The organism is Aridibaculum aurantiacum, from assembly GCF_017355875.1.
Lineage (GTDB): Bacteria > Bacteroidota > Bacteroidia > Chitinophagales > Chitinophagaceae > Segetibacter > Segetibacter aurantiacus.
On the sequence record NZ_JAFEWC010000001.1, the window covers coordinates 1,129,038 to 1,153,964 of the forward strand.

Annotated in this window: 4 protein-coding genes; 3 read left to right on the top strand and 1 reads right to left on the bottom strand. The window is 45.7% G+C overall.

Going from position 1 to position 24,927, the window contains the following annotated elements:
* The first annotated feature begins 208 nt into the window (after positions 1 to 208).
* The 3 genes from J4N22_RS04640 (at position 209) to J4N22_RS04650 (ending at position 23,200) form a co-directional block, all read left to right on the top strand.
* Positions 209 to 418, top strand: coding sequence for a hypothetical protein (locus J4N22_RS04640; RefSeq protein ID WP_207492531.1), 210 nt, complete (start codon positions 209 to 211; stop codon positions 416 to 418).
* Entirely contained in the window at positions 415 to 22,161 is a 21,747-nt protein-coding gene (locus J4N22_RS04645; protein ID WP_207492532.1) for an Ig-like domain-containing protein, read from the top strand. The genes J4N22_RS04640 and J4N22_RS04645 overlap by 4 nt, the downstream gene beginning before the upstream one ends.
* Positions 22,162 to 22,267: 106 nt before the next feature.
* Complete coding sequence (locus tag J4N22_RS04650) at positions 22,268 to 23,200, top strand: phosphatase PAP2 family protein (protein ID WP_207492533.1); 933 nt, start codon at positions 22,268 to 22,270, stop codon at positions 23,198 to 23,200.
* A gap of 375 nt (positions 23,201 to 23,575) precedes the next feature.
* On the opposite strand, the gene J4N22_RS04655 is transcribed toward J4N22_RS04650, so the two are convergent.
* Entirely contained in the window at positions 23,576 to 24,100 is a 525-nt protein-coding gene (locus J4N22_RS04655) for a hypothetical protein (RefSeq protein ID WP_207492534.1), read from the bottom strand.
* Positions 24,101 to 24,927 lie beyond the last annotated feature (827 nt).

The following is a 24,927-nucleotide window of genomic DNA, read 5'->3' on the forward strand; positions in this document are numbered from 1 at the left end:
ACAAATGCATTTTCCCAAAAAAAAATTCTGCTCCCAAAAGCAGAAACAGACGTTCCTTTTTTGAATTTCCTTCCCAGTCTGAAACTTTTTTCTTTTAGGGCAATTTAAGGGGCAAATCTGCCGTTAATTGGTAATACTTTCTGTGCACCAGGTTGTTTTCCAACACTTATTGGGGACAAATGCTGTGTACTTAAAGCATCCAAATATCATGAAGAAACCAAAAGAAGTGGCTTTACTACTGCTTTATACAGGTGCGTTGTCACCTGTATTTCCCGTTTACATACCTGCCGTTCTTGCAGGTTTCCTCATCATTTTCCTGTTGTTGATTTCCTGTAACCGTCTAAGTGCCGCGCTCCGCCAGCAACCCACTGGTACGCCAGCGTGTGTAGTTACACCCCTAAAATGGAAACTGGTATGAGAAAAACTTTAGCTTGTTTTAATCACGTTACTCTTGCTGCTGGTGGTATAGCGCCATCTAATCGCAATAGCAAGAGGGACGTGCTCATAATGATCATGGCACTGGTGCTTCTTAGCGTCAACGGCTTTGCGCAGTTAGGCCAGTACCAGTTTAACAGTGTCACATCAAAGTGTCCAAACACTGCGAACACGGTTACAACGCAGCCGGCTAATGCTAATTTTAGTCCCTTTACCAGTTCGGGTGTTACTTGTTCGGGTTCGCTTTCCTATTATATTTCGAGTAAATGGAATGTCATTCCAGGACTGGATGTAAATCGCTACCACCAGTTTTCTATTACACCAGATGTTGATCACCTGCTGACGCTTTCTTCCATTACGTTTAGCCATGCAATGTCTGATAAAGTGATCAATGCACAGTCATGGGCAATTCGTTCAAGCTTAGACAATTTTACAACTAACCTATCTTCAGGATCTGTCAACAATACGCTGCAGAATGTGGCGGTAACCCTTCCTGCAGCCAGCTTCACCAACATCGGTGCAGTTACTTTTCGTTTATACTTTTATAACCCGGAAGCAAATAGTACAGAGTGGATAAATGAAGATGTAACAGTTTTTGGTACTGTGATACCACCACCTGCTACGCCGCCTAATCCTCTTTCTAATTCTCCGCAATGCGCGCCACCTGGCGTGACTTTGTCATTTAATGGAACACCGCCTGCAGGAGTTTCCTGGTTTTGGCAAACCGCTGCAACAGGAACTTCCACTACCAGTTCTGCATCTACTTATGTTGCTAGTGCCAGTGGTACCTATTACTTAAGAGCAAGGAATAACTCTACACTTCAATGGAGTAGTGGTGCAGGAAGTTCAACTGTAACAATAACACCCAATGTGGGTGTTCCTGTGTTTACGGCAGGCGCTTCTTCAAGCCGATGCCAGGCAGCTGGTACTGTTAATTACCCGGCTACTGCTACCAACACAACTGGTATTACCTACAGCCTGGATGCTGCAAGTTTATCAGCAGGCAACACTCTCAACAGTGCTACCGGTGCTGTCACTTTTGTATCTACATGGTCAGGTTCATCTGTTATTACTGCAAGTGCTGCAGGATGTAATGGTCCGGCTACAGCAACCCATACAGTTACTACCAATCCACTGGTGGCTGTGCCTGTATTCACTAGCGGCGCCAATTCTACCAGGTGCCAGGGAGCAGGAACAGTTACCTATGCAGCTACTGCCGCAAACAGTACAGGCATCAGTTATTCTCTTGATGCTTCAAGTGTATCTGCAGGTAACACTATTAATACCACAACAGGTGCGGTAAGTTTTGTTGCCGGATGGACTGGTACAAGCACCGTGACAGCAACTGCCACAGGATGTGCCGGCCCAAGAACTGCTCAACATACCATAACCACCACGCCTACAGTAGGGCAACCTGTGTTCGCAATGGGAGTTGGCAGCAACCGTTGCGAGGGAGCAGAAACAATTACCTATACTGCTACGTCTACCAATACAACCGGTATCACTTATAGCCTGAATGCTGCTGCTTTGTCTGGTGGCAATACCATCAATTTAGCAACAGGAGCGGTTACTTATGTAGCAGGGTGGAGTGGTACTGCCATCATCACAGCGAGTGCTGCAGGATGTAATGGCCCGGTAACTGCCACCCATACTGTACAGGTTGCTGCATTTGTAGGTACGCCTGTATTTGATCCTAATGCTTCGGCTCAAAGATGCCAGGGTGCCGGATCTGTTACTTACACAGCAACAGCCACCAATAGTACCAATATTGTTTACAGCCTTGATGCTGCCAGCAGTGCGGGTGGTAATACCATAGATGCTGCTACAGGTACAGTTACCTATGTAGCATCATGGACGGGTAATGTAACTATAACAGCTGTGGCTTATGGCTGTAACAGTAGTGCTACTGAAACCTATACAGTAGGTGTATTTGCTACAACTCCAGAGATCACCACACCAGTATTTGCATTAGGTGCTAATTCTTCTACGTGCCAGGCTTCTCCTAATAACACCTTTACAGCTACATCTGATTATGCTGCTATTCTGCAGTATAGTTTAGATGCTGCAAGTTTATCAGCTGGTAATACCATCAACCCAAATACGGGTGAGGTGGATTATGCAGATGGTTGGAGTGGAACTACCCTTGTGACTGCAAGGGCCGAAGGTTGCGGTGGACCAAAATACGGCACCCATAGTGTTACTGTAATTCCTAATGTAGGCACACCTGTATTTGCTGCAGGAGCCGCTTCTACAAGGTGTCGTGGGGCAGCAACAGTAACTTATACTGCCAGCGCTACCAATACTACAGGAATAACTTACGCATTGGATGGAGCCAGCTTGTCTGCCGGTAATACAATTGATGCATCTACAGGCGCTGTTTCTTTTGCAGAAGCCTGGTTTGGAACGTCAGTAGTTACGGCAACAGCAGCTGGTTGTAATGGTCCAAGCACGGCTAACCATACTATCACCATTACTGATTATGTAACTACGCCCGTTTTTGATGCAGGTGGTGTTGGTACAAGATGCCAGGGTGCCGGAACTGCTACTTATACTGCAACCGCCTCTAATACAACTGGTATTACCTATAGCATAGATGCAGCAAGCATAGCTGGTGGCAACACCATCAATAGCTCTACAGGCATTGTAACTTTTGTTGCAGGATGGAGTGGTACAACTACCATTACTGCAAGTGCTGCAGGATGTAGTGGTCCGAGAACTGCTACTACTACAGTAACTACAACACCCACCGTAGGTACGCCTGTATTTGCGCAAGGCCCTACATCTAGCCGATGCCAGGCTGCAGGAACAGTAACATATACTGCCACTGCTACTACCACAACAGGAATAACATATTCATTGGATGCAGCCAGCATTTCATCAGGTGTAACCATTGATGCTGCTACAGGCGCGGTTACTTACCCAGCAGGATGGGCGGGAAATACAGTAATAACAGCATCGGCCGCAGGTTGTAACGGACCAGTAAATGCTAGCCACACTGCTACTACAAATCCTCCTGTATCTGCTCCCGTTTTTGCTTTAGGAAATGAATATTCTCACTGCCAGGGATTGGCATCTGATACATATACGGCTACTGCTACAGCAACTACTGGTATCACCTATTCTTTGGACGCAGCGAGCCTCGCAGGTGGTAACACAATCAATGCTACTACCGGTGTTGTAACTTTTGCTTCAACATATACAGGTACAACAACATTAACAGCCAGCGCAGCCGGTTGTTATGGACCGCAGATAACTGATATTACAATCACAGTTATACCTTCTGTTACAACGCCTGTATTTGCTTCTGGCGCTTCATCTACACGCTGCCAGGGAGCAGGAACAGTAACATACACTGCTAGTGCCGATCATACAACCGGTATCACTTACAGTTTAGATGCTTCAAGTATCGCCGGTGGAAATACTATTGATGCTTCAACTGGTGTAGTAACATACGCCGCAGGATGGACTGGAACTAGTACCATTACTGCAAGTGCAGATGGCTGTAACGGCCCCCGTACCGCCACACATACAGTAACAGTTACTCCTACTGTTGGAACTCCTGTTTTCAGTATGGGTGCTACTTCTACACGTTGCCAGGCTGCAGGAACAGTAACTTATACTGCCACTGCTTCCAATACCACGGGCATTACCTATGCTTTGGATGCTGCCAGTGTAGCTGCAGGAAATTCAATTGATGCATCAACGGGTGCAGTTACCTATGTTAGTACCTGGAGTGGTACAAGTATAGTAACAGCAACTGCCGCAGGATGTAATGGACCGGCAACTGCCACTCACACTGTAACAATAACTGCTGTGGTTGGTACACCTGTTTTTGCTAATGGTACCACCAGCGAAAGATGCCAGGGCGCTGGTACTGTAACTTATACAGCATCTGCTGCAAACACTACTGGTATTACCTACAGCCTGGATGCAGCAAGTGTGTCTGCTGGTAACATCATCAATTCATCTACCGGTACAGTTACTTTTGTGGTAGGATGGAGCGGAACCTCTACTATAACAGCTAGTGCTGCAGGATGTAGTGGTCCAAGAGTGGCAAGCCATATAGTTACTGTAACACCAACAGTTGGTACGCCTGTGTTTACAATGGGCGCTTCTTCCAATCGCTGCCAGGCTGCAGGAAGTGTTACTTATGCTGCATCTGCTACCAGTACAACAGGTACAACTTATTCTCTTGATGCAACCAGCACAAGTGCAGGAATTACCATCAACCCTTCAACAGGGGAAGTTACTTATACAGCAGGTTGGACAGGAACCACAACCATCACTGCCAGTGCTGCAGGATGTAATGGCCCTGGTACTGCTACACATACGGTTACCACCAATGCACCTGTTTCTACGCCTGTATTTAGCAGTGGCGCTTCTTCTACGCGCTGCCAGGGTGCAGGAACAGTAACTTATACTGCTACAGCTACCGCTACTACAGGTATCACCTATACATTAGATGCAGCCAGCATTTCAGCCGGAAATGCAATTAACAGCACTACGGGTGCAGTAACTTATGTGGCAGGTTGGAGTGGTGCTTCCACTATCACGGCAAGTGCTGCAGGATGTTATGGACCACAGGTTGCTCAACATACAGTTACCATTACACCTACAGTGGGTACACCTGTATTTGCAATGGGTGCTACCTCTACAAGATGCCAGGGCGCAGGTACGGTTACTTACACTGCTTCTGCTACCAACACTACCGGTATTACCTATAGTTTGAATGCTGCTGCAGTTACTGGTGGTTGCACCATTAATGCAACTACTGGTGTGGTTACTTATGCAGCAGCATGGACCGGCAGCACTATCATCACTGCCAGTGCAGCAGGTTGTAACGGGCCGGTAACAGCTACTCATACGGTTACCATTACACCTACAGTAGGTACACCTGTTTTTTCAATAGGCGCAACCTCAAGCCGCTGCCAGGCTGCTACAACAGTTACTTACACAGCTACTGCTACCAATACCACCGGAATTACCTACAGCCTCGATGCTACCAGCCTTGCAGGTGGAAATACCATCGATGCGGCTACTGGTGCAGTTACTTATATTTCGAGCTGGTACGGTACATCAGTAATTACAGCTACTGCTGCGGGTTGTAATGGACCTTCCAGCGCCAGCCATACAGTTACCACTAATCAACCTGTTACTGTTCCTGTGTTCGCCAGTGGCGCAACCACAGAACGATGCCAGGGTGCAGGTGTTGTTACCTATACTGCTTCAGCCAATCATACTACAGGAATTACCTACTCATTGGATGCTGCAAGCATCAGTGGTGGTAATGCGATTAATGCATCTACCGGTGCAGTCAGTTATTCAGCTACCTGGAGTGGCACTACTATAATTACTGCAAGTGCTGCTGGTTGTGCTGGTCCGCTAACGGCGCAGCATACAGTAACGGTAACGCCAACTGTTGGAACACCTGTATTTGCTATGGGTGCAGCCTCGGCACGTTGCCAGGCTGCAGCAACAATTACTTATACGGCTACAGCTACCACTACCACTGGTATTACTTATAGCTTAGATGCTACAAGCTTAGCTGCTGGTAATACTATTAATGCAGCTACAGGTGCGGTTACATTCACCGCTGGTTGGAATGGTGTATCAGTTATCACTGCAAGTGCTGCAGGTTGTAATGGTCCTGCTACTGCTTCACATACCGTTACCACTAATGGTCTCGTTGGCCAGCCAGTATTTGAATCAGGCGAAAGTTCCATTCGTTGTGCTGCCGCTGCCAACGTTTTCTACCGTGCCAATGCAGTCAACTCCACCAGCGTTACCTATTCGCTGGATGCTGCAAGTATAGCAGCAGGTTTATCCATCAACCAGGGAAATGGTAGAATAAGTTATCCTTCAACATTTACCGGCACCGTTTTGATAACTGCAACGGCTGAAGGTTGTAGTGGTCCTACAACAGCTGTTCACAGGGCTACAACGTATGGTACACTTGGCGCAACGTCTTTTGCTATGGGTGGAACTTCTACGCGCTGCCAGGGTGCAGGAACTGTAACGTACACAGCCAATGCAGCTGAAGCTGTTTCCATCAGCTATAGTCTGAACGCTGCTGCTGTTACCGCAGGTAATTCAATTAATAGCGCTACTGGTGCTGTAACATATGTAGCAGGCTGGACAGGAAGTACAGTGATCACTGCTACAGCAACAGGATGTAGTGGTACAACTACTACAGCCAATCATACAGTTACCATCACACCTACGGTAGGTACGCCTGTCTTTACATTAGGTGCTACCAGCACCCGATGCCAGGCTGCAGGAACCGTTACTTATACTGCTTCTGCTACCAATACCACTGGTATCACCTATACGCTTGATGCGGCAAGTATTTCTGCAGGTAATACAATAGTAGCCTCAACAGGTGCAGTTACTTATGCAGCAGGATGGAGTGGAACAACAACCATAACTGCAAGTGCTGCAGGTTGTAACGGACCTGCTACATCAACACATACTGTTACCATAACACCTGTAGTTACTACACCTGTATTTGCTATGGGCGGTACGTCTACACGTTGCCAGGGTGCAGGTACGGTTACATATACTGCAACAGCAAACAATACAACCGGCATCACCTATAGCTTAGATGCTGCCAGTGTATCTGCAGGTAATACAATAGTTGCTTCAACAGGAGCTGTTACCTACGCAGCAGGTTGGAGTGGTACAACAACGATCACTGCAAGTGCCGCAGGTTGTAGCGGTCCACGCACGGCCATTCATACAGTAACCGTTACACCAACAGTTGGTGCACCTGTGTTTACAGCAGGAGCAAGTTCAACTCGTTGTCGTGGTGCGGGCACTACTACTTATGCTGCTACTGCTACAAATAGTACAGGAATTACCTATAGCCTTGATGCAGGAAGTATCAGTGGCGGTCTAACAATAGACGCAAATACCGGTGCTGTAACTTTTACAGCAGGATGGATGGGTACTACAACTGTTACCGCAAGTGCTACAGGTTGTAATGGACCACGTACCTCTACTCATACCATTACTACTAATGGTGCAGTTACCTCACCCGTTTTTGCAATGGGTGCCACCAGCACACGTTGCCAGGGCGCAGGTAGTATTACTTATTCAGCTACTGCTACTAACACTACCGGAATTACCTACAGCCTGGATGCAGCAAGTATAGCCGGTGGAAATACAATTGTTTCATCTACCGGTGCAGTTACTTATGCAGCTGGATGGAGTGGCACTACCACGATCACAGCTAGTGCAGCAGGATGTTTTGGTCCTGTAACTGCTGACCACGTAGTAACAGTAACACCGACTGTTGGTACACCTGTATTTGCTGCAGGTGCTTCGTCTACGCGTTGCCAGGGAGCAAATACTGCTACTTATACTGCCACTGCAACTAACAGTACCGGCATTACCTACAGCCTGGATGCTGCCAGCACCACTGCAGGCAATACTATCAACAGTTCTACAGGTGCTATCACCTTTGTAGCTGGTTGGGTAGGAACATCTACTGTTACTGCCAGTGCAGCTGGTTGTAATGGCCCACGTACAGCAACGCATACAATTACTACTACTGCTTCAGTAGCTACTCCTGTATTTGCTATGGGTGCAACATCTACCCGCTGCCAGGGTGCAAATACAGTTACTTATGCTGCCACAGCTGCTAACAGTACCAGCATTGTCTACAGCCTCGATGCTGCCAGCATCGCAGCCGGAAATACCATCAATTCAGCTACCGGTGCAGTTACTTATGTAGCTGCTTATACCGGTACATCCATCATTACAGCTACAGCTAATGGTTGTAATGGTCCAACCACGGCTTCACACACAGTAACAAGTACACTTTCTGTTACCACACCTGTATTTGCCAGCGGCGCATCCTCTACAAGATGCCAGGGTGCGGCAACGGTAACTTATGCTGCTTCTGCCAACAATACAACCGGTATCACTTACTCGCTGGATGCAGCAAGTATAACGGGCGGCAACACCATCAACACAACAACCGGTGCAGTAACCTATGCAGCAGGCTGGAGTGGAACTACCATCATCACAGCCAGTGCGGCGGGATGTAATGGTCCTGCTACTGCTACTCATACCGTGACAGTAACTGCTACTGTAGGTGCTCCTGTATTTGCAATGGGCACATCATCTAATAAGTGCCAGGGTGCAGAAACAGTGACATATACAGCTACAGCTACTACCTCTACCGGTATCAGCTATAGCCTGGATAATATGAGTTTGCTCGCAGGAAATACTATTAATTCTGCAACGGGTGCAGTAACGTATACTGCATTGTGGAATGGTACTTCTACCATTACAGCTACAGCTACAGGATGTAATGGCCCAAGATCATCTACCCATACTGTTACTGTTTCAGCTTATGTAGGTAGCCCGATTTTCTTAGCCGGCGAAACATCTACACGCTGCCAGGGCGCAGGTACTGTTACCTATACAGCTACAGCTACCAGTACTACAGGTGTTACATACAGTCTTGATGGTGCAAGTTTAGCCGGAGGTAATACTATTAATTCATCAACCGGTGCTGTAACCTTCACTGCAGGCTGGTCAGGAACTAGCGTGATCACAGCAAGTGCTGCTGGTTGTGCCGGACCTACCACCGCTTCACATACGGTAACTATCACACCTACTGTAGGTACACCTGTATTTGCATCGGGTAGCATTTCTACCAGGTGCCAGGGTGCAGGTACAATTACTTATTCTGCTTCTGCTACCAATTCTACTGGTATCACTTATTCAATAGATGGTACAAGTGCGGCTGCAGGTAATACTATCAATTCGAGCACAGGTGCAGTTACCTATGTTTCTACTTACAGCGGTACTTTAATAATAACAGCAAGTGCTGCTGGTTGTAACGGCCCACGTACTGCTACACATACGGTTACAATTACACCAACTGTAGGTACACCGGTATTTGCTGCAGGCACTACATCTACACGATGCCAGGCTGCAGGTACTGTAACTTATACTGCTACTGCTACCAGCAATACAGGCATTTCTTACAGCCTGGATGCAGCCAGTTTAGCAGCGGGTAATACAATCAATAACAATACAGGTGCGGTAACATTTACTGCAGCATGGACAGGAGCGTCAACCATTACGGCTACAGCTACTGGTTGTAACGGCCCTTCTGCCTCTAGCCATACCGTTACCACTACACCATTAGTAGGTACACCTGTTTTTGCATTGGGTGCTACATCAGATCGTTGCCAGGGAGCCGGTACAGCTACATTTACTGCTACGGCTACCAATGCTACTGGTATAACTTATAGCCTGGATGGTACAAGTGCGGCTGCAGGTAATACCATTAATACTTCTACAGGTGTAGTAACATTTATAGCAGGGTGGAGTGGTAATTCAACCATTACTGCAACTGCATCAGGATGTGGTGGTACACGTTCAGCAACGCATGTAGTTACTACCATTGCTACTGTAGGTACGCCGATATTTTCGATGGGTGCAAGCTCTACCCGCTGCCAGGGTGGAAACAGTGTTACTTATTCTGCAACAGCAACCACTACTACAGGTATTACCTATTCATTGGATGGTGCAAGCTTGTCAGGCGGTAATACTATTAATGCTGCTACGGGTGAAGTAACTTATTCAGCTAATTGGAGCGGTACTACTACCATTACAGCAAGTGCTGCCGGTTGTAATGGTCCAAGAACAGCCACTCATACTGTGACCGTAACACCTACTGTAGGTACTCCTACATGGACTAATGGAGATGTTACACATCGTTGTGCTGCTGCGCAAAACAACCAGAACTTTTCGGCAACATCTACCAGCTCTACCGGTATGAGTTATAGTTTAGATGCTACAAGTCTTGCAGGTGGTGTAACCTTAAATACATCTAACGGAAGGATAAGTTTTCCTGCATCCTGGATAGGAACTTCTTACCTGACCGCAACAGCAACAGGATGTAACGGACCCGTATCAGCAGTGCATACCATCATCACTTATGGTACCATGACTGCTCCTGTATTTGCTATGGGAACTAGTTCCACCCGTTGCTCTGGTGCAGGTACGGTTACTTATACAGCAACAGCAGCACAATCTGTTTCTATATCTTATAGCTTAAATGCTGCGGCTCTTACTGCAGGTAACACCATCAATTCATCTACAGGTGAAGTTACTTATGTAGCCGGTTGGATAGGAACTACAGTAATAACTGCAACCGCTACAAGTTGTAGTAATGCTACACTTTCATCTTCTCATACTGTAACCATCACACCAATGGTTAGTGCTCCTGTGTTTGCCTCTGGAGCATCCTCTACACGATGCCAGGGCGCGGGAACAGTTACTTATTCCGCAACTGCTGCTAACAGTACCAGCATTACCTACGCATTAGATGCAGCTAGCCTTGCAGGTGGAAACACCATCAACTCAGCTACAGGTGCTGTAACCTTTGCTGCAGGATGGGCGGGTAATAGTACCATCACTGCAACAGCCTCTGGTTGTGGTGCTACTGCATCTTCTGCACATACTGTGGTAACTACTCCTACAGTGGGTACACCTGTATTTGCTTCAGGTGCTTCTTCTACACGGTGCCAGGGCACTGGTACAGTAACTTATACAGCCACAGCTACTAATACTACAGGAATTACATACGCATTAGACGCAGCAAGCATTTCAGGCGGCAATACAATCAATACTACTACAGGTGCTGTAACATATGCAGCAGGGTGGAGTGGTACTACAACAATCACTGCAAGTGCAGCTGGTTGTAATGGTCCCCGTACAGCTAGCCATGTAGTAACGGTAACACCAACAGTGGGTGTGCCTGTGTTTACAGCAGGCGCTATTTCTAGCAGGTGTAATGGAGCGGGCACAGTAGTATATTCTGCAACTGCAACCAATAGCACAGGTATTACATACTCGCTTGATGTTGCAAGTAGTGCTGCGGGTAATACCATAGATGCTTCTACAGGACAAGTAACCTATGCAGCGGGATGGAGTGGTACTACAACCATCACAGCAAGTGCTGCGGGATGTAATGGTCCACGCACAGCTACACATACAGTTACTGTTAATGGTTCAGTTACTACGCCTGTATTCACTTCAGGAGCTTCATCTACGCGGTGCCAGGGTGCTACAACAGTTACTTATACTGCTAATGCTCTCAACACTACCGGAATAACTTATTCTTTGGATGCTGCAAGCATCAGCGGCGGCAATACCATTAATACAGCAACAGGAGCAGTGACTTTTGCTACAGGCTGGACAGGAACAAGTACCATTACAGCAAGTGCTGCCGGTTGTTCAGGTCCAAGAACCTCAACACATACTGTTACCACAACGCCTACTGTTGGCACACCTGTGTTTACAATGGGTGCATCATCTACGCGCTGCCAGGGCACAGCAACAGTAACCTATGCCGCTACCGCTACCAACACTACCGGCATTACGTATAGCCTTGATGCAGCGAGCATCTCAGGCGGCAACAGTATCAATGCTGTTACAGGTGCAGTAACTTATGTAGGAAGCTGGACAGGAACATCTACAATCACTGCAAGTGCTGCCGGTTGTAACGGACCTGTTACTGCAACACATACAGTGACCATCAATCCTCCTGTAGGTACACCTGTCTTTGCAATGGGTGCATCATCTACACGCTGCCAGGGAGCTAACAGTATTACTTATACAGCAACCGCTCCTTATGCTGCTACTATTTCATATTCCTTGAACAATGGTCCTTTGAATAATGGAGTTACCATCAATGCTGCAACAGGTGAAGTAACTTTCCCTGCAACATGGACAGGCAATGCAGTTGTTACGGTTACTGTTACAGGATGTGGTACTACCAGGACAACCAATCACACTGTAACAACTACTCCTTATGTAGGAACACCTGTTTTTGCAGCAGGCGCTACTTCTAATCGTTGCCAGGGAGCAGGTACAGTTACTTATACTGCCTCTGCTACCAATACTACCAGTATCACTTACAGCCTGGATGCTGCAAGTATAGCTGGTGGTAATACTATTAATAGTGCTACAGGAGCTGTTACTTATACAGCAGCCTGGAGTGGTACAACTGTAATCACAGCAAGTGCTGCAGGTTGTAGTGGCCCACGTACCAGCACCCATACCGTAATCATTAATCCTACTGTTGGAACACCTGTATTCGCATTGGGCGCATCTTCTATTCGTTGCCAGGCAAACCAAGTAGTAACTTATAGTGCAACTGCCACCAATTCTACCAGCATTACTTACAGTTTGGACGCAGCGAGTCTTGCAGCAGGATTAACTATCAATAGCTCTACAGGAGCAGTTACTTTCATAGCCAGTTATGTAGGAACATCAACTATAACAGCTACTGCCAATGGTTGTAATGGTCCTGCCAGTGCCAACCATAATGTAACCGTGTACGGACCGGTAGGAACGCCTGTTTTCTCAAGTGGTGCTTCTAGCGTAAGATGCCAGGGTGCAGAAATAATATCTTATGCTGCTTCTGCTACCAATGCATGGGGTGGTATAACCTATTCGATTGATGCTGCAAGTGCGGCTGCGGGTAATACCATCAATGCCACTACAGGTGCCTTGACTTACGATCCTTCATGGAATGGAACAACCATTGTGACAGCATCGGCTGCAGGATGTAATGGTCCTGCTACTGCTACGCATACAATATCTATAACACCTACCGTTGGTACACCAGTGTTTGCTAATGGAGAAACATCTATACGTTGCCAGGGTGCAGCTACTATTCAATATACTGCAACAGCTACCAACAGCACAGGTATCACTTATACGCTTGATCCTACCAGTATAACAGCGGGTAACACCATTAACTCAGGTACAGGTAGGGTAACTTTTGTAGCTGGCTGGGCTGGTACTTCGGTAGTAACGGCAAGTGCTTCAGGATGTAATGGTCCTTCTACGGCTGCGCATTCAGTTACTGTTACACCTACTGTTGGTTTCCCTGTGTTTGCATTGGGTACATCGTCTACAAGGTGCCAGGGAGCAGGTGTGGCAACTTATTCTGCAACAGCTACCGATGCTACTGGAATGACCTATAGCCTGGATGCTACAAGTACCGCTGCAGGTAATACCATTGATGCAGCAACAGGACAAATAACTTTCATTGCATCATGGACAGGTACTTCTACTGTTACAGCAACTGCTACAGGATGTAATGGACCAAGAAGCTCTACTCATACACTCAATACAACTCCTTCGGTTTCTAATCCTGTATTTGTTGCAGGACCAACATCCAGCCGCTGCCAGGGTGCAGGAACAGTGACAATAACTGCCACAGCTAACAACAGTACCAGCGTAAGCTATAGCTTGGATGCAGCAAGTGTATCAGCTGGAAATACCATCAATGCATCTACCGGTGAAATAACATTCGTTTCTACCTGGACAGGCAATACTATAGTGACTGCAACTGCGCAAGGTTGTAATGGACCAGCAACTGCAGACCATATATTGGTTACCAATCCGCCAGTAGGAACACCTGTGTTTGCTATGGGTAGTAATTCTGGTCGATGCAGGGGAGCAGCTACCATAACATATTCTGCATCGGCTACAGCTATGTCAGGTATATCATACAGTCTTGATGGAACCAGCCTGGTAGCAGGAAACACAATTAATTCAACTACAGGTACAGTAACATGGGTTGCTGGCTGGACGGGTACTTCAACCATTACCGCAAGTGCTGCAGGATGTTCTGGACCAAGATCAGCAACGCATATTGTGATGACAACCGGTCCTGTTTCTACTCCTGTTTTTTCAGCTGGCGCTACTTCTACTCGTTGCCAGGCAGCCGGTACTGTTACTTATACTGCTACTGCCACCAATACTTCAGGTATTACTTATAGTCTTGATGGTGCAAGCTTAGCAGCAGGCAATACCATTGTCGCTTCTACAGGTGCAGTTACCTATGCTGCAGGATGGAACGGAACAACAATTATCACTGCAAGTGCCGCTGGTTGCGAAGGCCCGAGAACAGCTACACATACTGTAACAGTAACAGCCAATGTGGGTGTGCCGGTATTTGCAAGAGGTACAAGTTCTACGCGTTGCCAGGCAGGTGGTACAGTTAGTTATTCAGCAACTGCCACTTCTTCTACAGGCATCAGTTATTCGTTGGATAATACAAGTATTGCAGGAGGAAACTCTATCAATTCAGCAACTGGTGTAGTAACTTTTTCAGCTGGCTGGACTGGTACTTCTGTAATCACGGCTACAGCTTCCGGATGTGGAGGACCTACAACTTCTACTCATACCGTTATTACATTACAAACCGTTACTGCGCCCATCTTTGCTCTTGGTGCTACTTCTGAAAGATGCCAGGGTGCAGGTACAGTAACCTATACTGCATCCGCTAATCATTCTACAGGAATCACATATAGCATAAACGCAGCTGCCACATCAGCGGGTAATACCATAGATCCAACTACTGGTGTATTGACCTATGCTGCAGGATGGATTGGTGACATCATCATTACAGCTTCTGCTGCTGGTTGTAACGGACCTGCGCTATCATCGCACACGGCTACTACTCGTGGTGCAGTAGGTACACCTGTATTTTCAATGGGTACTAGTTCTACACGTTGCCAGGGAGGAGGTGTATTTAACTATACAGTGAATGCACCTTATAGTACCGGGCTTTCTTTCTCATTAGATGCAATTAGCTTAACCGCTGGAAATACGATCAATGCTGCTACTGGTTCCATCTCCTTTGTTCCTCAATGGAGTGGTACTTCTACCATTACTGTTACAGCCAGTGGATGTAGCGGACCGGTTTCAGCTACACATGACCTTACTACCATTGCTACAGTAGGTCTGGTTACTTTCAACCAAGGTCCTACATCAACACGTTGCCCTGGCGCAGGTACGGTAAGCTATGCAGCTACAGCAAGTAGTTCTAATGGCATTTCATACGCATTAGATAACGAAAGTTTGGCTGGCGGAGTGACAATCAATCCGGCAACAGGTGTGGTAACTTATCCTGCTGAATGGTTTGGTACTTCTATTGTTACTGCCATTGCATCAGGATGTAATGGACCTTCAGTTGGTACACATACTGTAACTACGTATGGTATATTGGGCAATCCTTCATTCTCCTTCGGACCTACATCTACCAGGTGTCGTGGAGTTGGTACGGTAGCATATATTGCTTCTGCACCTAATAACTTTGGCCTGGTGTATAGCCTGGACGCAGCAAGCCTTGCGGCTGGTAATAGCATTAATAGTGCTACTGGTGCTGTTAGCTTTGTTTTAGGCTGGAGTGGTACTTCAGTGATAACGGTAACAGCAATGGGATGTCCTGGTAACCGCACTGCCACACACACAGTAACTACTACACCAAACACGTGTGCGGTAACGATGATTGCGAACACTACGGTGAAAACAATTCCTAAAGGATCTATTCTTGTAAATACAGGTATTGTACCGCAAACAGGTGCCAATGCATTGAAGCCTTATGGTCTTGTGCACGAACTGCTGCGAAATAACATCCCGGTAGAGTGGGTATACAACCAGTCGAAGATCAAAGATGGGGTTGACCTGGTGCACAATAACGTGGTGTACAGGGCAGGTGTTTTCATCATCAATGAAGAATTCCTGGCGCCAAATATCATGGCCATCATCAACAACTGGGCGAGCCAGGGTGTTATCATCAATACTGCGGTAAGCGATTTCAATGTAGAAGTAATTCACACACTGAAGACAGCGCCAACATGGATGATAGATGAATCTCAAACTATCATTGGCAGAAAATATTTCGAATTCTCGGGCATTCCAAACTCAGCCTGGACAGGAATAGCTCCGGCTAATCTTAATAACTGTCATGACATTTTTGTGCTGCCACATGCTGATGCATCGTGGGAGAGACACCAGAACATGTATTACTGGAACGAGACCTACAAAGGAAACATCTGGGTAGGTTGTTATGCAGCTTCAGGGCTGGAGAACTTGTACGGACCTGACAGGAACGATCCTACCAAGACCATCAAGATGAACTTCCTGATGAAGGATGGCCCGGCGCTTGGACAAGTAGCTGTACCATTTACCAGACATCAGAATGCGTCTCCGCCATTCCAGTACAACTATTCTGGTTTCCCTATCATGCAGTTCATGGGTAAAACAGATAATGCGCATATGAATGGTCCGCAGACCATCTACCTGCCTCACAAGCAGGGCGGGTGGAGACCATCTACATTTATAGGTGTATACGACCCTACGCAGAAGAACATACCACAGATAAGTAATGGTGAAGCTGCAGCAATTGCCTTTGGTCGTGCATTTGGCGATGACCAGCGTGGTTGGGTAATGTATACTTCAGGTCACCATATAGCCAATGGTACCACACCAGAGGAAGTAGCGGCAACAAGGTCGTTCCTGAACTTTAGCTTCTTTAGCTTACGCGAAAAGAAACCTTCGGTAATGGCAGGTGGTATACAGTCAAGTGTGTTCTCAGGGCAGGTAATGTCGTTAACAGCATTCGCCTCATCGCAGGATATCAATCCAACCTTTACCTACCAATGGGTATCATCGTGCGGAGGTAGTTTCTCTGATCCAACCGGGTCTACTACAACCTTCAATGCACCAAGTGTAACAACAGAAACAAGGTGCCTGATCACTTGTATCATTACTGATAACTGTGGCAGGAAAGCATTTGATACAAGAGGTATCACTTTGTATCCAAATCCACGTCCACCAGTGTGTGCGCCGGATGTAGCAGTTCTTCCGAATTGCGACGGAAGCACCACGCTGAATGTACTGGCAAATGATTCTGATCCTGATGGTGGTGCACTGTCGGTGATGTTGATAGGAAATGGCAGCCAGGGAACCTTTGTGAACAATGGTGATGGTACGGTAACGTATACACCACATGGAGCTTTCACTGGTTCTGACCAGATATCTTATAGAGTAACAAATCCTAACGGTTTGAGCTGTACCAGCACCATCACCGTTACAATGAATAATATAGATGCTTATGGATGTCGCCCGCATGAGTTCTATACAGTAGTAGGAACCATTAACGCCATGCGTGCAACACCAGTAGGAAACAACCTGGCAGTTAACATGCCGGCATCGCTCGGCGACCCGGATGGTATACCAGGTGATGGAACAACCTATACAACCTTTGGCAATAGAAACAATGTGGTCAATTATACATTGTCGCAGGTTATTCCTGCTACAGATACCTTATGGTTTTATGTAGATGGAACTACAGGTGGACAGTTTACTGTAAGTCGTAGTACAGACAGTATTAACTGGACAAACCCTGTGACTTATACGGTTAATGCTGCTGATGATTTTCTTGAAGCAAGAGCGAAGGCTTATATAGTAACTGCGGGTGTAAGGTGGGTCAAAGTAACAATTCCTGCCACAACGGTTCAGATAGATGCGATGCAATACAATCTACGTAGTTGTGTGAGTGCAAACCCTGTAGCGGATCACGATGAAGTAGCTACATTGGAAGATGTACCTGTAACTATAGAGGTGGATGCGAACGATTATGACCCGCAGGGTAAGGAGCTTTATGTTACCAGTATAGTTGAACAACCACTTGTAGGCAAGGTTTCCATTAACCTTGATAATACCATAACCTACCTGAACCTGAAAGACCAGATTGGTAGCGGTGTTGACTCATTTACATACCGGATTTGTAATAGTGCAGGACTATGTGCTAATGCTACCGTGGTAGTGAGAATAGCTGCCGATGGTTGCGGACCTGGTGCATACAAACCTGTTACGTATTCTACTTATACCATTGCGCTAAACCCCGTAATGGATACTTACCTGAACAATGATGGTAACAGGGGAACCTCTAACTCTATCATAGTTAAAGGAAGAAACGGATCAATCCACAGGGGCTTGTTGCAGTTCAATATGGCGGGCATACCAGCCAATGCAATTGTTGACCAGGCGGTGCTCAGGCTCTACCAAACAGCAGGACCAACCAGTGAGGCGGTAAAAATACACCGCGTTACCAGACAGTGGAATGAAACATCGGCCACGTGGAGTGCTGCTACAGCAACCACCAACTGGACTACTGCGGGTGGTGACTTCAACAGTACCATTGTGGCATCGAACTACTTGTATGGTAATAACCCTGCTTACAAGAATTTCAACATCAGGTCGGTGGTGCAGGATTGGGTTACTGGTAACTTCGCTAATTATGGTGTAATGCTTACAAGGAACCCTGAAGGTTCGGGTACTAAAGAATTCATCTTTAACTCAAGAGAGGCAGGTTCTAACAGGCCGATGCTACTGATCAGTTACAGGGTGCCGCTGGCATGTACAGCTATACCTGCTTATGCACCGCTGGCTATGCCTGATACAACCACCACCAATTCTGTTACACCAGTTACCATACGTGTTACTCAGAATGACTATGACTATAACAATACAGGTCTTTCGGTAGAACTAATGACAACCACAACTAGCCATGGTGGTACCTTAACAAAGTCGGGCAACTCGGTAATCTATACGCCGCCGGCAACCAATCCTGCTTTCAACGGAGTAGATACTTTCTGCTACAGGGTAAGCAGTGGTAACCTGTGGGATACATCAAGAGTATTCATCAATGTGCTGAATGCGAAGCCACGTGCGGTAGCAGATAGTTTTGCAATCCTGTCAAACACCGTTTCTACACCTTCATCTTTCTCTGGTGGAAACATACGTGTAAATGATAGCGATCCGGAAGCTTCTACACTATCACTACCTGTGATTGTGAAGACACCGAAGAATGGTGTAGCTACCATTTCGGCAACCGGTACTTTGTCTTATACACCAAACGTGAACTTCATTGGCCGCGACACAGTGTGGTATTCGATTACAGAGAACACAGCTACCAGTTGTTCGTTGCTGAAGGATACTGCAATGGTGATCATGATTGTGAACAACAGGCCACCGGTTTCTACAGCAGATAGCTATACCATTAATGCATGTGAGGCTACAGAGATCAGCCCGCTGCTAAATGATATGGATCCTGAATTTGGTGTGCTGCGTATAGAGATTGTTACACAACCATCAACAGGTGTGGCGGAATTGACGAACAATAATTCGCAGATACTTTATATACCACCGGCAGGAGTTAATAACGCAGTTACCTCATTTACCTATAGAGCTTGTGATAATCAAAATCCATCGCTTTGTGGTAACACGGTCACAGTCTCTCTTACCATTCGACCTATGCCAACCGTGAACAATGCACCGGTTACGGTAAGAGATACGTTCAGAACGGATATGGGTGCGCTGCTGTACGCGGATGTACTGACAAATGACTCAGATCCTGATGGCCATGAATTTAAACTGCCGGTAGATGTGGTAACACAGCCGGTACATGGTACAGTAGTGCCAATGGAAAATGGTTTGATGTTGTACACACCAAACCCTACTTACTACGGTATCGATAGTTTCCAGTACCGGATCACAGACAGTATCATAACGCTGAATGGCTGTCCGCCACCAGCATCATTAAGTGCTACTGAATGGGCTATCATCATTGTACAGGATGCACCGATTGCTACCTGGGAACGAGTGGCTACTGGCAGGGGAGTACCAGTTATTATCAATGTATTGGACAATGATATTTTTGGCGCACACGGTCCAAGAACAGGAAGGATTGCAATAGCAATGTCACCATCAAGGGGTGCAAGTGAAGTGCTCAACAACGGATCATCTACCCAGGCTGGAAATACAATACGTTATACACCTCAAAACGGTTTCTCTGGGTTGGATTCACTCATTTACCTGATATGCGATAACAAGAATACCTGTGACACCGCGATAGTATATATATGGGTAGGTGCAGACTCTGATAGCGATGGCGTGCCTGACGAGATAGATATAGATGATGACAATGACGGTATACCGGATTATGTAGAGGTTTGCGGGGCAGGTGCTACCGGCTTCTCGTGTACGCCAAATGGCTCAGATCCTTCTGCGGATGATGATGGAGATGGTGTCATCAATTACAAAGACGCCAAGTGGTGTGTACTGAATTCAGCAGGCACATGTGCCTTCCTGGATACTGATGGAGATGGTGTACCAGATTACCTGGATAAGGATAGTGACAATGATGGTATACCAGATGTTATAGAGGCGTTGGGTGTAGATGCAAATGGTGATGGTATCATTGACAACTTCTGCGATAGGGATGGCGATGGTTTATCAGATAATGTAGATGCCAATCTTTCTGGCGCAGCCAACAGTGGCCAGGGATTAGGAGCACCTGATTTTGATAACGATGGTATACCTAACTCTAAAGATTTGGATAGTGATAATGATGGTATTCCAGACATTGTAGAAGCTTACGCTATTGATGCCAACAATGATGGCAGGGTAGACAATTTTGTAGATAATGATGGAGACGGTTGGAGTAACCAGTATGACGGCGATGCCAACGGAGACTTTATTGTAGAAAACCTGCAAGGTGTACTTATTCTTACAGCACCGCAAGACTATGGAGGAGACTGCATGCTACCGCTGAATGGAAGAGCTACCTGTTATACACTTAGAGGAAATGCAGATAATCATGGATATCCAAACTTCATAGACTTGGATAGTGATGGAGATGGCATAACAGATGCAACAGAAAGTGGCATTACCGCAACCAGCTACAACCGTGGAATGGTTACCGGCTGTACGCTGGCGAATGGATGGTGTTCTTCAGTACGTGCATTAAATTTTTTATTGCTCAGGAACACCGACACACATGGCAGACCAGATGTGTATGATATAGACTCAGACAATGACGGTATAACCGATAATGTGGAAGCACAACCAACCAGCAGTTATATAGTTCCTACAGATGTGGACACGGATGGTGATGGGCTGGTGAATGTATACGACTTCTTCAACGGCATTGGTGGAAACGGATTGACACCGTATGATCATGATGCTGATGGTGTGCCTGATTACCGTGATACAGATACGGATAATGATGGAGCACCTGATAGGAATGAAGGCGACATGCGTTTCTTGACATTTGCTCAAACCACCATTAACTCAGACACTGACCTGGATGGTGATGGACTGATGGATTGTTTCGATATCCACGACCTGCGAGCAGCCAGGTGCGGCACTACATTTATGAATGTGGGTATGAGTAATATGGGTCCTACAGGTAACTACGATGGACCTTCGCCTGGCGGTTCTACCATTCAGCTGGTAAAATCAGTAAGTACTGCAGCGGACCGTGATTGGAGGAACTCTACTACGTTACCGTTAAACATCATTAGTTTCAATGGTAAGCTGGTAAGTAATGTGGCTAACCTGGTTTGGAAAGTAGAAAACGAGCAGGAAGTAGATAAGTATATAGTGGAGCGTAGCAGCGATGGAGTGAACTTTGGTGCAGAAGGTATTCGCTTGTCCAACAATAGCAATACAGCTACCTACACCTTTGCCGATGACCTGTCACTATACGTACACAACGTAGTGTACTACCGCATTCGCCAGGTTAATAAGGATGGCCAGTATTTCCATACGAAAACAATCATGTTCAGCTTTAGCAAAGACATTGCTTTGGTTGCTACAGTATATCCAAACCCGGTAATAGATAAGCTAACAGTTACTATTCCATCATTGTCACCTCAGCAAGGCACTATAGTGATAGCAGATGCTTCAGGTAAAACAGTAATGATGAAAAAGGTGGAACTGGAAAAAGGCGAAAATAGGATATTGATGGAAGGGGTGGAAAGACTTTCGAAAGGCGTTTACCTGGTGCAGGTACGAACAGCAGAGATCAGTTCGAACATCAAGGTAGTAAAGCAGTAGGATTTGTTTGATTTCCTATAAAAAGGCTGGGGTTCGTCCCCGGCTTTTTTCTTTACCGGATGCTGCTGCGGCACAACTTTAGTACAACATGAACAATATATTTCCAATGAAAAATTCAATTAAAACACTTATTGTGGCTACTGTATTTTGTATACAGGCCAATGCTCAACAACCAGATAGTAGCCTTACAGGTACTACGGTAAATTCCAATGTAGTCGTAGATACTATGTTGCCTACCCAGGTGGTAAGGGTAAAAAATCTAAAATTTAAAGAAACTACATCATCACCTTACAAGCTAAATTGGAAAGCTGATGTACCCATAATAGCAGGTGGTATAGGCTTGACTGCTTTGGGTGTAAAAAGAATAGCGGACCGAAGAGACCTGACACCTGCAGAACTTGCCCAGAAAACCGCCGATAATGTTCCCTGGTTCGATCGGCATAGTGCCGGGTGGTTTGATAAGCGTGCTGATGATATCAGCTATCCGCCGTTCCAGGCTTCATTTGCGATGCCGCTTTTAGTAGGGGTATTAAATAAAAACATGAGGCAGGACTATGGCAAGTTGATGGTAATGTACCTGGAAACGATGGCCATTACCGGCGCATTGTTTACCAATACAGCTTCCATAGCAGGACGTGCCAGGCCATTTGTATATACCGATAAAAATGGTAATGCAGCTCCCGAGGTAGACGAAGCTTATAGAAGAAGTGGAAATAACCAGCGCTCATTTTATGCAGGACATACTGCTGCAACTGCTGCTGCAACGTTCTTCACTGCAAAAACCTTCAGCGATCTGAATCCAAATTCAAAGGCTCGTGTGTATGTTTGGATAGGGGCTGCTGCTGTACCTGCTTTTGTTGGTTATATGAGGCACAAAGCAGGCATGCATTTCTTAAGTGATAATATTATAGGTTATGCAGTTGGCGCTGCCACAGGTATTCTTGTTCCGCATTTCCATAAAGTAAAAGTGAAGAACTTGTCAGTGACACCGCAAGCAGGAGGGAGGTACAACGGGCTGCTGGTAAGGTATAAGTTGTAAGGATACGGTTCAAATGATAAGTACCGCCGGGCCACAATGCCCGGCTTTTTTTATGCGATCATATAAACTTGCAGCAGGATTATGTTAGGGATAAAGGTTCGCCTGTATGACCGTCCAAGTAGAACAATTTTTCTCAACATATGTAATCTTACTTTCCTAGTTGGATAGGAGGCAAGAAGGCAAGTTGCCGAATAAGCAGGTTGCTATAGAAAGTGAGGCTTGCAATTTGACCATGCTATCTAAACTGCCTGCAGTTTTTATAGTTGGTGAGGCTTCAATATTCTAAACAAGAGAAGGATAGGAAAAAAGAGTGTTACAATAAAAAAGAGCTACAGCATTGGCTATAGCTCTTTATTTATATTGAGAAGAAACTTCTTAGCTCCTTAAGTTGGTATCCACTTTTACCTGCGATATCACTTTCTCTTTCGTTTGATTTTTCTTGGTAGTATATGCCATGAATATTGCTACTGCCGATCCTGCGCTTACATTACCAATAATGGCTGTCAGGTATACAAACAGTACCAATCCATCGGTTTTTCCATCGTCGGCATGAGCTGGCGTATTCTCCATTACTTGTTCTGCGGGGCCAGCACTTACAATACCTGTAGGAAACATCATCAATACAATAAATGCAATAATGCAGGAAAGTATAACACCACCTACAGTAACTATGTGTCCTGCAGTAAGCAGCAAGTTAGTATTGGGATTTTCATTCTTACGACTGGTGAATAACAACATGTATATGATAATACCTATCATGAACAGGAAATTGCCCACGAATAGCCACCATGTATCCTGGTAATTTGCGCTGTATATGAAGTAGGTCATAGGGATGGCAAAGCCTACGGCGCATAGCAGTGAAAATAGCAGTACGGTTGATAGTTTGATTTTTTGAAACATAACGCTTTCTTTTGATGATAGAACTTCATGTTCATGTATAAAAACATCATTCCATAGGAGATGGATATAGATTTGGGAATAGACTATTTTTTTTCTGGAGCGGTATGTTTATCTACATGATTTCCCCTCTGATAGTGCGGTAGCAGGTATTCTAAGGTAAAAATCTTGATGTGCCTGTAATATTTGATAAATCTCTTCCTGGCTCTAAATGATTGAAGCCAAACCAGTTACCCGTGATAATGTTGAAATATTTCAACACCACGTGCTTTTTTGTTTAAAAGATCATACCATCAATAGCAATAAGTTGAAACCATATCCGTTATACAAGCAGTTTTTGTTGCAAATTCCATTGAAACCCCTGCAATGGATTCATTGCTTGATTAGGATCATTTATGAACCCCGAATGAACATGATCAGGAAATGATTAATGCTCCCGGATCACCCGGGAGTATTTTATTTATACAGCACGACATATTATTTAGAGGGTTACACAATATTTTTTTCAATGCTTCGTTTTAGTGGGGAGGTTTTTAAACCTTACTTCAATCCAATATTTGCAAGACCATTCAATTATTTGATCCAGGTATATCTATGAAGAACCAACGAAATAGACCCTGATCGAATGTTGAATAAGACGAGCCTCCTGTTTTTCCAGGAGGCTTTTTTATTATATAATTTCCAATTCTCCTTTTATTTAGTCCGATAGGAGCTTATCTTAGCCCTCAACAAGTAGCTGATTTTAACTTTGTTGCAACTAAATCGAAATTTGCCACATCTCTACATGTTAACCAACCTCAACCCTTGAAAAGCAGGAGTATATCTGGTGC